Annotated in this window: 16 protein-coding genes; 10 read left to right on the top strand and 6 right to left on the bottom strand. The window is 57.2% G+C overall.

Going from position 1 to position 16,072, the window contains the following annotated elements; all coding sequences use genetic code 11:
• Positions 1-10: 10 nt before the first annotated feature.
• Positions 11-430, bottom strand: a complete 420-nt coding sequence (locus Abci_RS05135) for an EVE domain-containing protein (protein WP_048838071.1) — start codon at positions 428-430, stop codon at positions 11-13.
• Between the two features lie 3 nt (positions 431-433).
• Positions 434-727 (bottom strand): YciI family protein, encoded by a 294-nt coding sequence (locus Abci_RS05130; RefSeq protein ID WP_048838070.1) that lies wholly within the window; start codon positions 725-727, stop codon positions 434-436.
• A 165-nt stretch (positions 728-892) separates the two neighbouring features.
• Here Abci_RS05130 and Abci_RS05125 point away from each other — a divergent pair, with 165 nt between their 5' ends.
• The 7 genes from Abci_RS05125 to ccmI are packed head-to-tail and all read left to right on the top strand — an operon-like array spanning position 893 to position 6,206.
• Positions 893-1,666: a heme ABC transporter permease gene (locus tag Abci_RS05125; protein WP_048838069.1), complete on the top strand. Its 774-nt coding sequence runs from the start codon at positions 893-895 to the stop codon at positions 1,664-1,666.
• The gene (locus tag Abci_RS05120) at positions 1,663-1,824 is read left to right on the top strand and encodes a heme exporter protein CcmD (protein WP_108912397.1); all 162 of its coding nucleotides are present in this window, start codon (positions 1,663-1,665) and stop codon (positions 1,822-1,824) included. The genes Abci_RS05125 and Abci_RS05120 overlap by 4 nt, the downstream gene beginning before the upstream one ends.
• On the top strand, positions 1,821-2,366 hold the full coding sequence (gene ccmE / locus Abci_RS05115; RefSeq protein WP_048838068.1) for a cytochrome c maturation protein CcmE: 546 nt from the start codon (positions 1,821-1,823) through the stop codon (positions 2,364-2,366). The genes Abci_RS05120 and ccmE overlap by 4 nt, the downstream gene beginning before the upstream one ends.
• A gap of 40 nt (positions 2,367-2,406) precedes the next feature.
• A complete protein-coding gene (locus Abci_RS05110) occupies positions 2,407-4,395 on the top strand; it encodes a heme lyase CcmF/NrfE family subunit (protein WP_048838067.1) in 1,989 nt (662 codons plus the stop codon).
• Entirely contained in the window at positions 4,392-4,979 is a 588-nt protein-coding gene (locus Abci_RS05105) for a DsbE family thiol:disulfide interchange protein (protein WP_048838066.1), read from the top strand. Before Abci_RS05110 ends, Abci_RS05105 begins: the two co-directional genes overlap by 4 nt.
• Complete coding sequence (locus Abci_RS05100) at positions 4,976-5,470, top strand: cytochrome c-type biogenesis protein (RefSeq protein ID WP_048838065.1); 495 nt, start codon at positions 4,976-4,978, stop codon at positions 5,468-5,470. The genes Abci_RS05105 and Abci_RS05100 overlap by 4 nt, the downstream gene beginning before the upstream one ends.
• A 4-nt stretch (positions 5,471-5,474) precedes the next feature.
• Positions 5,475-6,206: a c-type cytochrome biogenesis protein CcmI gene (gene ccmI, locus Abci_RS05095; RefSeq protein WP_048838064.1), complete on the top strand. Its 732-nt coding sequence runs from the start codon at positions 5,475-5,477 to the stop codon at positions 6,204-6,206.
• Positions 6,207-6,276: 70 nt separating this feature from the next.
• Here ccmI and Abci_RS05090 read toward each other — a convergent pair whose 3' ends face one another.
• The 3 genes from Abci_RS05090 to Abci_RS05080 form a co-directional block, all read right to left on the bottom strand.
• Entirely contained in the window at positions 6,277-7,452 is a 1,176-nt protein-coding gene (locus tag Abci_RS05090) for an MFS transporter (protein ID WP_048838063.1), read from the bottom strand.
• Between the two features lie 279 nt (positions 7,453-7,731).
• Positions 7,732-8,256: a hypothetical protein gene (locus Abci_RS05085; protein WP_048838062.1), complete on the bottom strand. Its 525-nt coding sequence runs from the start codon at positions 8,254-8,256 to the stop codon at positions 7,732-7,734.
• A 123-nt stretch (positions 8,257-8,379) separates the two neighbouring features.
• A complete protein-coding gene (locus Abci_RS05080) occupies positions 8,380-8,751 on the bottom strand; it encodes a YidB family protein (protein ID WP_048838061.1) in 372 nt (123 codons plus the stop codon).
• Positions 8,752-9,010: 259 nt separating this feature from the next.
• Between Abci_RS05080 and Abci_RS05075 the strand changes: the two genes are divergently transcribed.
• Both Abci_RS05075 and Abci_RS05070 read left to right on the top strand, forming a co-directional pair.
• Positions 9,011-11,191: an FUSC family protein gene (locus Abci_RS05075; protein WP_048838169.1), complete on the top strand. Its 2,181-nt coding sequence runs from the start codon at positions 9,011-9,013 to the stop codon at positions 11,189-11,191.
• A 116-nt stretch (positions 11,192-11,307) separates the two neighbouring features.
• Entirely contained in the window at positions 11,308-13,521 is a 2,214-nt protein-coding gene (locus Abci_RS05070) for an FUSC family protein (protein ID WP_244877587.1), read from the top strand.
• A gap of 7 nt (positions 13,522-13,528) precedes the next feature.
• On the opposite strand, the gene Abci_RS05065 is transcribed toward Abci_RS05070, so the two are convergent.
• Positions 13,529-14,560 (bottom strand): ion channel, encoded by a 1,032-nt coding sequence (locus tag Abci_RS05065; protein ID WP_048838060.1) that lies wholly within the window; start codon positions 14,558-14,560, stop codon positions 13,529-13,531.
• Between the two features lie 141 nt (positions 14,561-14,701).
• Between Abci_RS05065 and guaD the strand changes: the two genes are divergently transcribed.
• Entirely contained in the window at positions 14,702-16,021 is a 1,320-nt protein-coding gene (gene guaD, locus Abci_RS05060) for a guanine deaminase (RefSeq protein WP_048838059.1), read from the top strand.
• Positions 16,022-16,072: the final 51 nt, after the last annotated feature.

The following is a 16,072-nucleotide window of genomic DNA, read 5'->3' as shown; positions in this document are numbered from 1 at the left end:
GCTTATAAAACTAGGCTGGTGTTTTCAGCCCACCCATACGGGACAGAATACGCCAGTGCTCTGCTGAGACCGCGCAGACCGACAGGCGAGACTGGCGTATCAACGCCATATCTTCCAGTTCTGGCGTCTGTTTAATGGTTGCCAGTGTTACAGGCAGCGGCACAGCCTCTACCGTTTTGACATCCACACACACCCACTGTCCGCTTTCTGCCGTTGGGTCAGGGTAGGCTTCCCGCACAATCTCCACCACACCAACAATGGCTCTCTGCACGTTGGAATGGTAGAAAAAGGCCTTATCCCCCACCTTCATGCTGGCAAGATTTTTCTTGGCCTGATGGTTTCTTACCCCGGTCCAGGGTTCAACCCCGTTGGCTACCTGTTCGTCCCAGCTAAAAGCATCGGGCTCACTTTTTACCAGCCAGTATGCCATGGGCTACTCCACCAGTGCGCCATCACGGAAAACCGTGCGAAGCGGACGAATAATCACGCTTTCGAACAACCCTACCTTTGCGTAGGGATCCGCTGCGGCAAAGCCTTCCGCGGCAGCACGATCCGCCACATCAAGAAGGACCAGACTGCCAATAGGGGCTCCGTTCACATCGAGTTGAGGTCCCGCAAACTGGATTGATGCCTTGTATTGGTCCAGAAACGCCACATGTTCCGCGCGTGTAGCCTTACGGGTTTCAAGCGCATTCGGGCGGTCGGTACAGATAACGGCAAACAGCATCATGCTCTCCTGTTGTGTTGTGCAGGCAGGACGCCCATGAACAACGGCCTCGTGTCAAGAGGGGCTGAATGATATAGGAGAAGATGTGAGCATACGTCTTGACGCCCCCCACAGAGCAGATGATGGTGCCGCTCTACTGGTTTTGAAAACGAAACGGACAGACCCTTGACCGCCTCACCGTCTCTTGTTGCCCGTACTGGCAGCCTGTTTCATCGGTATGCCAACCCCGGCCGATTTTTAAGACTGGCTGCGCGGCTGCAACCGTGGCTGACCGGGCTTGCGCTGCTTTTCACCTTTGCAGGTCTTGGCTGGGGGCTCTTTTTTGCGCCGGCAGACTGGCAGCAAGGAGATTCCGTGCGCATTATGTATGTGCATGTTCCAACTGCCATTCTGGCATCCAGCGGCTACGCGGCCCTTGCGTTATGTGGGCTGCTTTCGCTAGTCTGGCGGCACCCTCTAGCAGACCTTGCCGCGGTGGAAATCGGGCCGGTCGGCGCGTGTATTACTGCTGTCTGCCTTGCTACCGGCTCACTCTGGGGTAAGCCCATGTGGGGCACATGGTGGGTGTGGGACGCACGCCTGACCTCTGTTCTGGTGCTGTTTTTCCTATATCTGGGCCATATTGCGCTTATCCGTGCCTTTGATGATCCACAACGTGGCTACCGCGCGGCAGCCATTCTGGCACTGGCCGGTGCTGTTGACCTGCCTATTATTAAATTCAGCGTGCAATGGTGGAATACACTGCACCAGCCAGACAGCATTACCCTGACCGGTGCGCCAACCATGTCCAGCAGCATGTTGTGGCCCCTTGGCCTGTCCATGCTCGGCATTTCACTGGGCTTTGCCGCCATTGTCATCGCACGCCTGAGAGCTGCGGTCATGGAAAGCCGGGTGCGTAGCCTGCTCTCCAACCCACGCCGTCGGGGAGACGCCGCATGACCCATCTACCTTATATTCTTGCCAGCTATGGCCTGTTTGCCGGTCTTGCCATTGCGCTGACAGTGAACGCCACCCTGCGCCTTAAAACAGCACGGGCCAGACTGGCCCTGCTGGAACGTCCTTCTTCGCGCCCTCCAGGAGCTTCTTCTTCTCCATGACCCGCAAGACCCGCCGTCTCTGGCTTGTTATCGCCTGTGTGACCTGCCTTGGCGCCGCCGCAGCCCTGATGCTTCAGGCGTTCTCCTCCGATATCGTGTTTTTTGTCACACCATCACAGGTTGAGGCCAAGCCCCCACCTGCCGACCGCACAGTTCGTTTGGGTGGTATGGTTGTTGCCGGGTCTGTCAAACAGGAAAAACAGGGCGAAACCCCCGTTTCCCGTTTTGACGTGACAGACGGACAGGCTGCCGTCACGGTGCGGTTTGAGGGTATTCTGCCTGACCTGTTCCGGGAAGGGCAAAGCGTTGTAGCTGTCGGCACCATGCATAAGGATGGGTTTGTTGCCAGTGAGGTCCTTGCCAAGCATGACGAAACCTACATGCCTAAGGAAGTGGCTGAAGCCCTGAAAAAATCCGGCAAGTGGGATCCGCGTTTCGGGCCACCACCCAGCGCGGAAAGCTGGAACACCATGACCGCGCAGGATGCCCAGAAGACAAAGGCAAACCCGGACTCTCCCGCACCGGCTGCCACCAAGCCCTGATCTGACAGTTTTTTAAGCCCCCGGGAGTTACCCCCCAGATATGCTGAGCCCCGAACTCGGACATTACGCCCTGGCACTTGCCTGTATTTTTGCCGCCGCACAGGGCGTTTTCCCGCTTATAGGCGCGCACCGGCGCGACAGACGCGTGATGATGCTTGCACCGGGGCTGGCCATTGGTCAGCTTATCGGGCTGGCAGTATCCTTCCTGTGTCTGATCTACGCTGCGGTTACAAATGACTTCTCCGTTCAGAACATTGCGGCCAACAGCGCTGTCTCCAAACCCCTGCTTTATAAAATTACGGGCGTGTGGGGTAACCATGAAGGCTCGGTCCTGCTTTGGGCGCTCATTCTGGGCATTTGCGGCGCGGCCGTAGCGGCCTTTGGGCGTAACTTGCCCACAGCCTTACGGGCGCGGGTTATTGCCGTGCTGGGCCTTGTTGCTGCCGGGTTTGAACTTTTCTGCCTGACTACGTCTGACCCCTTCGCCCGTGTCTGGCCCGCCCCGATGGACGGTCAGGGCATGAACCCGCTGCTACAAGACCCCGGTCTGGCCTTCCACCCCCCCATTCTCTACACCGGCTATGTTGGCTTTGCCGTACCGTTTGCCTTTGCCATTGCCGCGCTTATGGAAGGCCGGGTTGATGCCGCATGGGGCCGCTGGGTACGCCCATGGGCTGTGGCCGCCTGGTGCTTTTTGACCTGTGGCATCGCGCTAGGGTCCTGGTGGTCCTATTACGTGCTGGGTTGGGGCGGCTACTGGTTCTGGGACCCCGTAGAAAACGCGTCTCTCATTCCATGGCTCACCGGCACGGCACTCGTGCACTCCGCCATTGTGGTTGAAAAACGCGAAGGTCTGAAAATCTGGACAGTCCTGCTGGCCATTGCCACCTTCTCGTTCTCGCTCTCCGGAACATTTCTGGTGCGTTCGGGTATTCTGAATTCTGTTCATGCCTTTGCGAACGACCCCGCACGCGGCATCTTTATTCTTGGCTTGCTGGCTGCTGTTATTGGCGGCTCTCTGGCTCTGTTCGCCTATCGCGCCCCGGCGCTTACCGCAGGCGGCCTTTTCGCCCCTGTGTCCCGCGAGGGCGCCTTAGTGCTCAACAACATTCTGTTGTGCTCCATCTGCGCCGTTGTGGTGACAGGTACCATGTACCCGCCTTTCATGTCCCTGCTGTTTGACCGCACCATTTCTGTGGGTAAACCCTTCTTTGATGCCACTACCATTCCGCTGGCACTGCCATTGTTCATATTCATGGGTTTCGGCCCCATGCTCCCCTGGAAGCGCGCACAACTCTGGCCAGTTCTGCAACGGCTCTGGGTTGCTGCCCTTCTGACGGCTCTTGCCTGCGCTGTGGCCTTCTATGGTGTTTCTGGCGTGTTGCCTGCTCTTTCCTGTGCTGTGGCGGTTTGGATTATTACGGCCAGCATCACGGATATTGTAGAGCGCATAAAACTGTTCCGTATGCCGCTCGCAGGCAGCCTGCAACGCGCCCGGATGCTCCCCCGCTCCATTTTTGGGACTGCTCTGGCCCATGCCGGGGTTGGTGTTACCGTTCTTGGCCTGGCTGCCATGTCTCAGGCCCAGCACAAGATTGTGGATGTTCCCATTGGCACGACCGAGCATCTTGCTGGTTACGACTGGACGCTGCAAAAAGTAGAGCAGGAACCCGGCCCCAATTATACCGCCATGGTCGCCACGCTAGAGGTTCGGCACAACGGGAAAATTGTAACCGTCATGCACCCTTCAAAGCGCAGCTTTAACAGCCAGAACCAGACCACAACCGAGGTCTCCATTCACACCAACCTGCTTTCAGACCTGTATGGCGTTCTGGGTGACAAGCACGGTACGGATGCTGCCCCAACTTATGTGTTGCGCCTGCATTATAACCCCCTTGCGCCATGGATGTGGCTTGGCGCCCTGATTATGGCGCTGGGTGGCGCACTCTCCCTTTCTGACCGACGGATGCGTGTGGGAGCACCCCGCCGGGCCCGCAACGCCTCTACCAGCACGGTGACAGCAGCATGACCACTCAACCCCAACAGCCACAGCCTTCCCTCACGCGCCGCAGGCTCATGATGGGTCTGCCCCTTGCCGGGGCCGCCGTACTGGGGGTCGGGTTCTGGAAAATGCTGGCCGGGATGCAGAGCGGGTCCTTCAACCCGCATGATGTGAACGCCCCGGTCCTTAACCGCCCTGTGCCAGACTTCACCCTCCCTGACCAAGCCCCCGGTCAGGGCTTTGCAACGCAGGACCTCAAAGCCTTGACCAAACCTGTTTTGGTCAATTTCTTTGCCTCATGGTGCATTCCCTGTCTTGCGGAAATGCCAACACTGGTTGCCCTGAAAGATGACCTTGAGCTTTGGGGCATTGCCTACAAGGACCGCCCGGAAAACGCAGCCAACTTCCTGAAACATTCCGGCAATCCCTTCACGCGCCTTGGCAGCGACCGGGATGGACGCGTGGGTATTGAGTGGGGAATTTCCGGCGTGCCGGAAACATTTCTGATCGGGCCGGGGGGTGTTATCCGCTGGCATACGGCCACTCCACTTGATGTAGAGACAATCCGCCAGACGCTGGTGCCTTTACTGGCAAAGTTGAAAACACCATGAACTGTCTGCCATCCTTCCGCCTTCGCCGCCTCATACCCGCATTTCTGCTGGGCCTGAGTGTTCTGCTGGCCCCTGCTCTGGTTCTGGCGGTAGATGACCCGTCCGAAATGCTGCCAGACGCCAAGCAGGAAGCGCGCGCCGAGGCCATTGGCTCCCAGTTGCGCTGCCTTGTCTGCCAGAATGAATCCATTGAAGACAGCAGTGCCGGCCTTGCGCGAGACCTGCGCCGCGTTGTGCGGGAGCATGTTGCCAAAGGTGAGACAGACCGTCAGGTCATGGACTGGATGGTCGCACGGTATGGCAACTTTATCCGCTTAAGCCCGCCGCTTTCTGGCGGTACGTTGCTGTTGTGGGGCATGCCTGCTCTGGCGCTGAGCATTGGGCTGGCACTGGCGTTTTTTGCCTATCGCCGTCGTGCTACTTCCCCCAAAGCGCCGCCGCCCCTATCAGACGAAGAAAAAGCCCGTCTTGCCAAGCTGACGAAGGAATGAGCACATGATCTGGCTCTCCATTGCTCTTTTAAGCCTTCTGGCTCTCACTCCCACAGCGCTGCCCCTGTGGCGGCGCACACGCCTGATACGGGATGAACGTAGCGCAGCACTTGCGCTGCACGAGGCTCAGCTTTCAGAAATTGACCGTGACCTTGCCATAGGTCTGATCGCCCCGACCGAGCACGATATTGCCCGGCTGGAAATTCAACGCCGTATTTTAACAGCAGATACAGCACCGACAGAGGCGCGCGATGCCATAGCCTCCCCTCTTGTGTGGGTCGGGCTTGGGGTCATCCCACTTGCTGCCATTGGGCTTTATCTGACCAACGGCGTGCCAAACCTACCAGCGCAGCCCCTCGGCCCCCGGCTTGTGGCACAACATATGGAAAACACCCGCAACGATGGTGTGTTGGCCCGCCTGCGGCAAACTCTGGCACAGCTTCCTGACACAGACCCCAACCGGCGGCAGGGATATCTGCTATTAGGTCAGGCTGAAGCGTCCCGCGCGCATTACGCAGAAGCTGCGGAGGCCTGGAACCACGCGCTCCAGATCAGCTTTGACCCGGAAGTTGCCGCCCGTACGGCTGAGGCCATGACACGTGCCAACAGTCACGTGACACCTGACGCGCTTGAATTGTTCCGTAAAGCACTGGATGCCGCGCCTAAAGATGCACCGTGGCGCAGCTCTGTGCAGGCCCGCATAGCGCAAGGCGAGCACGATCAGGATAATCCCTGATTTTTTTTGTTAAAAGCTGCACGCATAAATGGTGAAATATGCGTGCAGACCTTAGGCTTAAGAAAGCCCGTTAGGGAGCAAGCCGCCCGGTGCGCGACATAAGTACCATCAGTGCGCCAAGCAGCCCCAGCCCCAAACCAGCAACAGAGACCATGGGGTAGCCGAGCCCAAGGGACAGAACAGCACCGCCCAAACCGGCCCCGAGTGCGTTCCCAAGATTAAATGCACCAATATTGACGGCTGAAGCCAAGGCCGGGGCATCGTGTGCGGCTGTCATGGTACGGATCTGTAAGGCTGGTGTAAGGGAAAAGCACGCCACGCCCCACAGAAACACACCCACCAAAGCCCCCACAGGTGTACGCGCCGCAAACGGGAAGATGAGCATAATCGCGCCAAGCAGCGGAAACACTGTCAGCAATGTGCCAACCAGAGACCGGTCCGCAGCACGTCCGCCCAGACTGTTCCCGACACTAAAACCAACCCCGATAAGCATTAGGGCTGCTGTTATGAGCGTGGGGCCTGCTTTGGTAATCGTCTCCAACATGGGCACGATATAAGTATAGAGTTCAAACATCGCCCCCGCCCCGATCACCGTGACCCCGAGCGCCATGAGGGTATTGGGCCGCAGGATAGCTTTCAGCTCCGCCCGAACATCCGGCCTCGGGCCAGCCTCTGCCAAGGGCAGTGCGCTCCACAACGCCACACCGGCAATCAGCCCTAAAGAGGATATGGTTGCAAAAGCGGAGCGCCAGCCCAGTGTGTCCCCCAGCCATGTAGCCGCAGGCACACCGAAGATATTGGCAACAGTCAGCCCCATGAACATGCTGGCCACAGCGCTCGCCTGACGGTTGGGTGCGACAAGACTTGCGGCTTCAACAGCCCCCAGACCAAAGAAGGCCCCATGGGCACAACTTGTCAGGACACGCGCCCATAGCAACTGGCTGTAACTCCCACTCATGGCAGAGGCCAGATTTCCAATGGCGTACAGGACCATCAGCCCGATCAAAGCATATTTACGCGGGTACCGTGCCAGAAACAGCGTGATAACAGGCGCACCGCCCATCACGCCAAAGGCATAAGCACTTACCAGGCCGCCTGCTTTGGGCACACTGACATGCACCCCTTCAGCAAGCACTGGCAGCAGCCCCATTGGGGTAAACTCCGTCACGCCAATTGCAAACGCACCACATGCCAGAGAAAGCAGCGCTAGTTTTGCGGAGGGCAGTTTCTGCCCCGGTTCGGTCATGTTTGTCGTGGTCACACACTTGTCCTTACTGGCTTAGAAAAAAGGAGGGTAAAGCCGCACCTCCAAGAAGGCCGGACTGCTTTTTGTTCGGATTATTCAGGCAAACATCAACGGAGTTTATGCTGGTATCGGGCCACAAACGAAGGATCTTGCTATAATTTTTTTTAGGTGAGCCACGCTATTGGGGCGGAGCCTGCATGGTCCGTCCCATACCTATCCAGCGGACCAACACTCTACTGCCGCCGTGAATGCAGGCTCCGGCCAGACCCTGCCAGAAAATTAGTTGGTACCCACTTCACGCAGGTGACGGGTCCAGACATCCTCTCGCGCACGCGCTTTGGGTGGACGAGGCTGGCAGGAAATCAGATACAGGCCAACCACAAAAACCAGGTTGGACAGGGCATTAAACCACATTGGCATAAAATACGGTGGCGGCACGGTATAGGCCTGATACAGCGTATAAAGCGTGAAAGGGATAGACATAAGCCTGACCCCTTGCAGCATGTACCGGAAAGGGTTTGGATGCCCCGGTTTGACCAGAACCCGCATACGGGTCAGGGCGACAAAAAAGGTAATGCACAGGCCCCATATCAGCACATTGAAAATCATGTTGCTGAAGTCACTCATGCCATTCAGCACAAAAACCGCAATGATGGAGACGGCCGAAAAGAGCAAAGACCCCAACTGAAAACTCATGCCCAGATCAAGCGCATTCAGCTTTTCGGGCAGACGGTCAGCCAAGGGTTGGCACGCTTTATCCAGCAGCCAGCTATCTATTGCGGTTATGCGTTCACCTAAACTCATGTGTCCACCATAGGGGATTATGGTCCTGAACGCACCTTGCACTTTCTCCAGCTTTTACGGGCAGCCGGACGCGTCGCCTTTCCGGGCAGGAAGATAGGCCCCGCCGGAAAGGCGCTGTGCAATTCAGGCGTCTTTGGTTGGAGCCTGCGTGGGCAAGGTGCCATCAGGCGTGGTTTTGTCCACTGCGGCTGGCAGAAAATGTGCCACGGCCGTTAAAACAGCATCCGCTGGCAGGCCGGTGCGCGCCACAAGGTCATGGACCGTGCTGCTGCCCAGAATATCCCGAATTTCATCAGGTGTTGCTGGCAGGTTTTCACCATGCCCAATCCAGGAGCGCACCTTGTCGCCAAGGCCAGCTTCATCCGCCTTGGACAAAATGCCTTCCAGTGTGCCGGGCTGCAACAGGCTTTGCAGTTGCTGCTGGACAGCGCCAGACAGGCTGGTCCCCAGTGCGCTCTCTACCTTTCCAACAAGACCGGAAAGAAAATCGGACATCAGGCAGGTCTCCACTTGTTCTCTCAGTTAGGCACCACAACTCGCCTGTACCAGCAGCAAGAATGGTTACGATACTTCATCATGGACCAAATAGCTGACATATGCGAGAGCTATAACCCGGCCATTCTGGAAAACCATCCATCGCATTAGGCTTTACGATAGCTGATATGCAGAGGACACCCCAAGGAAATTTCCGGGAATCGCGCTAAGTTCCGTGCCTCCGCCTTGCCTTACAGCCGCAGTCAGTAAAGTACCTGCTTTGCCAAGTCTTCCGCTCTTCATTCTGGACCGTATTGGTCCATTGCGCCATTTCCGCCCCTTGCGGCGCCCCGGCGAGCAGCAGAACATGCGGCTGCAATGGCTTTTTGCCCCGTCCTTGCCCGCTCTGGGCTTTGCCATCCGCACAACCATAGCGGCGCTGATCTCTCTGGTCATTGCCTTGTGGATGGAACTGGATGACCCGCAATGGGCCGCCATGACGGTCTGGATTGTGGCCCAAGGCTCCCGCGGGGAGAGCTTGTCCAAAGCGCGGTGGCGTCTGGTGGGCACGGGTGTGGGGGTGGTTATGTCCATCACCCTTATTTCCGCTTTCATACAGCAGGCATGGCTGTTTTTCCCGGCACTGGCCATCTGGGTAGGGCTCTGCTGCGGGCTGGCAACGCTGGTGCGGAACTTCCGCTCCTATGCACTGGTACTGGCAGGATATACCTGCGCCATTATTGCCATTGGGGCCATTAACAACCCGGAAAACGTCTTTATCACCGCCATGTCCCGCGCCACCTATATTGTGCTGGGCATAGTCTGTGAAAGCGCTGTTGCTGGCATATTTGCCCATAATCTGGCCACAACGGCTCGGCTGAACATCCGAGATAAGCTCCGCACAGCTCTGGGAAATGTCTCAAATTCCGTGGCCAGCCTGCTTTCAGGAGATGACGAGGCGCTGGTGCGGTCACGCGCCATGTTCGGCCCCCTGCTGTCCATTAATGATCAGATCGAGTTTTCAGAAGTGGAAATGGGCCCCCACGGCCACGAGGGGGACCATGCGCGTGCGGCTCTGGCTGCTGTTTCCGTGCTGCTGTCGCGCGGCTTGGGTATGGCAGTCCGTCTACAATATCTGGATACAGACCAAGCCAATTTCCGCCAGACAGCCGTACGTGTCAGCACATTCCTGAACACCCTCTCCCCGCAACTGGAGACGGATGAAAGTGTGCAGGAACTGCTCCGCAACCTGCAACTTTTGCGTGCAGAGTGCCGCCAGCAGATTGTGGACGCCCTGACCCATGAAATCAGCCTCTCGGCTGACCAGCGGAATGAGGACGCCATTCAGGTTTTGCTGGATGGGCGCATCCTGCATAATGCTCTGGACGAGCTGTTGGGTGAGCTTGAGCAGGCCATTCGGGAATATGATGCCAGCCAGCATTTTATTCGCGGTGACCACTTCCATTTCCGCCTCCAATCCCATGTTGACCGGCGTGAGGCTGCATCAAACGGTATTCGGGCAACCGTTGCCATTGCCTGCGCCGGGTTGGTTTGGGAAGTGACGGCATGGTCTGACGGCCTGACCTTCATTACCTTTGTCGCCATTGTCTGCGGGCTTTTTGCCACCCGGGAAAACCCGGTTGTGGCTAGCACCCAGTTCATGATTGGCAGCATGTGGGCCGCACTGGTTTCGTTCTTTCTGGTGTTTGTTGTGCTACCGACCCAAGCCAATTACGAAATGCTCGTGGCATCTCTGGCTATTCCCATGATTGCTGGCGGCCTGGCCGCCCGTAACGCGGCAACAGCGCTCCATTCCGCCGCCTACACCTTGTTGCTGCCAAATTTCGTACACCCCCTAAACCAAGGCAGACAGAACGAACTGGGGTGGTTCAACTCCACGACCGCTATTCTGCTCGGGGTGGCGTTTGCCGTGGTCATGTTCCGGTCCATCCTGCCTTTCAGCAGTGCGGCGGAGCGGTGGCGGATGCGCCGCACCATGCTTCGGGATTTGCGTACCTTGGCCTCCGCCGAGCCCATGCCGCAAACCCGCGACTGGATTGGCCGCAACATTGACCGGTTTGCCCGCCTTATTCGTCATGCAGGCCCCACCCCCACCCCCACGATTGAAGGCTGCTTGCAAGGCACGCTGGCGGCCATGACAATCGGGTTGAATATTATTCGGCTCCGCACCCTGCTGGCCCGAGACCAGTTGCCCCCCAATGCCCGCCGCCCGATTGAAGTGGTGATGCAACGCATGAGCCGCTTTACAGGGAAGTATGGGCGTACCTCCCGCTCCGCCCGCATTGCCACGCAAACCCTCCGGCGCATTGAAGCCATGGAGCCAAACATTACCACCCGTATTGAGATGACACGCGCCATCGCCTACCTGATTGTGGTGTCCCATGAACTGGAGGCCAATGCCGTCTTCCTTGATGCGTCCAAACCCTACAAGGCCGTTTGAACACACCCAAAACCCCTTCTTGTAAGGGGTGTTCCCTCGCTATTTGAAAAACTATTTTAACATCGTCCGCTCCTTCTTCTTCGTGTTATAACAAGGAAGGAGGACATGTCTGACCCGTGCTTGTATTTTCTTTGGCGGCCCTTTTTCCTCAGCGCTTACGCAACTGGGTTTATAATACGGCACGCGCTCCCTCTGGTTTGTCCGAGAACACGCCGCTGGCTTGGCTGTTTGCGCCCTCCCCCGCCAATCTGGGGTTTGCCCTGCGCACAACCTGCGCGGCCCTTCTGGCACTAAGCATTGCCTTCTGGATGGAAATGGACAGCCCCCAATGGGCCGCCATGACCGCCTGGATTGTGGCCCAGAACTCCCGCGGGCAAAGCCTTTCCAAGGCGCGCTGGCGACTAATTGGCACATTCATTGGGGCTGTTGCAGGCATTGCTTTTCTGGCAGCGTTTCCGCAAAGCCCGTGGCTGCTTTTTCCTCTTCTGGCGTTGGGTGCCGGAGCATGTTGCGCATGGGCTACCTTCCTGAGGAACTTTCGATCCTACGCTCTAGTTCTTGTTGCCTTTACCTGCACCATTATTGTGCTGAGTGCTGCCAACCAGCCAGACAATGTTTTTATGATCGCGCTTTCCCGCACAACCTACATTACGTTGGGTATTGTATGTGAAAGTGCTTTGGCGGGACTGTTTGCACCGCGCCTTGATAAAGTCGCGCAGCAGGAAATACGCACGCGCCTGCAAGACGCCCTGTGTGGGGCAAGCCGCAGCATGACCGACCTGCTTTTAGGGCAGCAGGATGGCTTGATGCGGTCTCGCGCACTGCTTGGCAGTATCCCATCCCTCGCAGACCAAACAGAGTTCAGCGATATTGAGATGGGCCGACATAGCCATGCCGGTGATCACACCCGCGCAGCTCTTGCCGCCATTTCCACTTTTCTGGCGAGGGGGCTGAGCTTCCAACGGCACATGCAAGCCACCCCGCACCTGCCGGACTTCTTTCAGGACAGGTTACGCGCCCTCTCCCTCCTGCTCAGTCAGATCCCCAATAGGCTGAAAGGGGCAGACCCTGTTGCCGCCGCAAAAACCATACGGGACGATCTGCAACGTTATCGGTCAGACTCTCTCCAACGCTCCGTTGACTATCTGACGGAATTTGAACGCCTGCGGGTGCTGTCTGACACACCAACGCCCTTCATGCGTGAACTGCTGGAATGCCGTATTCTGGAAGCCGCACTGACAAAGCTGCTTCTGGAATTTGACGTTGCTCTAGCGCACTTCATTGCCACCCAGGAGCCACCTGCCAAAGACCATTTCCATTTTGACCGCCACCCGGAAAAAGATTTTACACTCGCCCTGAATAATGGCTTACGCGCCGCCGTTGCCATCTGTCTGGGTGGCCTATTGTGGGAGGTGACGGCCTGGCCGGAGGGGGCAACCGTTGCCATGTTTGTTGCAGTGACCAGCACACGTTTTGCATCCTTCGAAAACCCCGTTGTCGCATCAGGTGGTTTTTTGCGTGGTGCAGCCTGGGCGGCGGTTGTCTCGTTTTTTCTGGTCTTTCTGGTGTTGCCGCAACAGGCCAGCAACGAGACACTTGTGGCCTCCCTGTTTTTTCCCATGCTGATTGGCGGGCTGGCTGTGCGAGCCCCAAACTCCATTGGTACAGCCGCAGCCTATAACAATTTTCTGCCCTTTATGGTGGGGCCTGCCAACCATAGCCGCCTGAACGAACTCCTGTGGTTTAACACCACCACCGCCGTGGTGTTTGGCATAGGGCTTGGCGTGTGGGTCTTCCGGCTCGTGTTGCCTTTTGATGCTGCTGGCGAGCGGTGGCGCTTGCGGTGCAAACTGGTGCGCGACCTCCGCCACGTTGCGGCATCAGACACGCCGTGTACCGCCTCTGACTGGATTGCCCGGTCTGGCGGCAGGCTGGCACAAATTATCCGCCATGCCGGGAACACCCCGGATGCCACGACCGAAGCCTATCTGGCAGGAGCCATGGGGCTGATGACAGTAGGGCTGCTGGTGTTACGCCTCCGGCATGTTCTGGCGGATGGTAGCTTGACCGAGGCACAGGCAGAACCAGTCCGCACAGTGCTGGAAAGTATTGCCCATATTCGGGGTTACACGCTTGAGCCTGCACAGAATGCAACGCGCGCGCTCAACCAGCTCCTGCCGGTTGCCTTGTCAGAGGGCAATCTCTCCATTCATCTAGAACTCACACGGGTTATCAGTTGTCTGGAAGTAATAGGATACGAACTGGAGACTAATGCGACGTTTCTGGACACAACCCGCCGCTTCCACGTCTCCTCCCAACAGCACCCCTAACAGGCTGTCAGGGGGCGTTATGGGTTGCATGTTCCTCAATGTCATGAAAGCGGGTGTAATCCACGGAAATGCGACCATCCGGGCGTGACACGACAATATCCACAAACCGATGATTGTGGCGGACATGGTCAAAACGATACGCGGTACGGGCAAAGACCGTCTGGCCCAAAGCTTCATCTGTTCCGGTAACGGTTACGACTATTTCCGCTTCTTCCTGCTCCAGTTCTGCAACCGTTTTACCGTGTAACGAACTGTCCGGACCAATCACATGCGCCATGACAAACGCAAACCGCAGCACCGGCACGTGAGATTGTACAATAAGCAACTGGTCAAACTGCCTGACCAGATGCCCGTTTTTACTCATAACCAACCGTGAGAGCGCGACCTCAACATCCACCGATAAAATGACGCTGACGCGCAGATTAGCGATACGAATACACAGTGCGGGCACACCGTTTTCATTACTGATAACGGCGGTATTACTGAACATGATGCGCGCCCGTGGACGTGCAAAACGGGAAAAAACCACGCCTGTTGCCAGAGCATTGATCATCATGCCTGCCAGCACTTCAAAGGACACAACCGTGTTGGAATACAACCCTACAGGCACCATCCCCCCGTAACCAACGGTTGAAAGGGTCTGCACGCTGAAGAAAAACAGAGACAGCAGGGTATGCTGACCGTCCCCTGTCACCTGATCAGGCGCAATCCAGTAAAGTAGCGCAAAGAACAAGTTTATCAGAAAGTAAAAAACCACTGCGGAATAGGCAAAAGCTGGCCAGCTTGCGGTAAGGGCGTGGTGGTAGAAGTCGGTCCATATACTGTCCCGCAAACCCACACGCACAATATCCCGGTGCGTTTTTTCTTCAACCAGCGCATGTGCCTTGAACCGCCTGACCGCCTCTTTGGTGGTCAGGTGCAGCTTGTGGGAAGAGCCTGTTTTAGCGTCTTCGGGTGCGGCTACCTCGTCCAACGGCGTATAACGGGCCGCAAGCCGCGCCTCCCGCTTGTCTTTCAGCCGTCGCCACATGCTCTTCATGCTGTTTGCCTTTATGCTACCAGCAAAGGTGATACACGCCCCCCTGCCAGTGCAAAGCCTCCAAAAGCGCATGGAACCGTTGCGTTGTGGCGCATAACATTTACATGATCGGTTTTGCCCTCAGTGTTCAGGACCCTGTGTATGACCCTGCCCTCCCGCCACGCGGCCCTGCGTGGATGCTTCATCACGTTCCGGGGCAACCCTTTTATCATGCCGCCGGAAGACGCCCTGCATGTGGAGGAAGACGGGCTCATTCTGATAAAGGACGGCATGATTACACACTGTGGGCCTTATACGCAGGTTAGGCCTCTTGTGCCGGACAACTGCACCATCACGCATTACCCGGACAGCATCATCACCGCAGGCTTTATCGACACCCATGTCCATTACCCACAAATGCCGGTTACTGCCTCCTGGGGGGAAGAACTGCTGGCATGGCTGAAACACTACGTCTTCCCCGCCGAAGCACGCTTTGAAGACAAAGCGCTGGCACACGCCGTTGCCCGTGGTTTCATGACCGAACTGCTGCGTAACGGCACCACCACCGCCGCTGTTTACTGCACCGTTCACCCTCAGTCTGTTGATGCCTTTTTTGAAGAATCCAGCCGTATTGGCACCCGCATGATTGCCGGAAAAGTGCTGATGGACCGCAATGCCCCCGATACAGTGCGGGACACCGTGCAGCAGGGCTATGCAGACTCTGTCGCCCTTATTGACCGTTGGCATAAAAACGGCCGCCAGCTTTATGCCGTGACCCCCCGCTTTGCCATTACCAGCACCCCGGAACAGCTTGAAATGGCAGGCGCGCTTTTTAAAAGCCGCGATGACCTGTTCATGCAAACGCACCTGGCGGAAACACAGCAGGAATGTGCGGATGTTGCGACACTTTTCCCCAACAGATCCTCCTATCTGGATGTTTATGACAAAGCTGGCCTTGTTGGCCCTCGCGCCCTGTTTGGCCACGGCATTTACCTGAACGAGCACGATCTTCAGCATTGTCACGCAGCAGACTGCACGCTCTGCCACTGCCCGACCTCCAACCTGTTTCTGGGGAGCGGTATTTTCAGGCTTTTCGACGTAACCTCAAAAGCACGCCCTGTACGGACTGGTCTGGGCACGGATGTAGGCGCGGGTACCAGCTTGTCCCTGCTGGCAACCATGGCGGAAGCCTATAAGGTGTCACTCCTTGCAGGCGGAACCAAACTGCATGCCATTCAGGCCTTCTGGCTGGCCACGGCGGGCGGCGCGCAGGCTCTGCATCTGGCTGATAAAATTGGCACCATTGCGCCTGGTCTGGAGGCTGACCTGTGCGTCCTGAACCCCAATGCAACGCCCTTGCTGAAACAACGGGTCAAGACCAGCAAGACTATGGCGGATATTCTGTTCGCCCTGATGATGCTGGGGGATGACAGATGCATACAGGCAACGTGGGTCCATGGTGCGTGTGTGCATGAAATCTGACAAATTCATGAAAGCAGCAGGCAGCCTCCGTGCTTCGCCTTAAATCTGTGT

Origin of the sequence: Acetobacter cibinongensis, from assembly GCF_000963925.1 — a bacterium.
Lineage (GTDB): Bacteria > Pseudomonadota > Alphaproteobacteria > Acetobacterales > Acetobacteraceae > Acetobacter > Acetobacter cibinongensis.
Note: the sequence above shows the minus strand (reverse complement) of the source record. Positions and strands in the feature narration are given on the sequence as shown.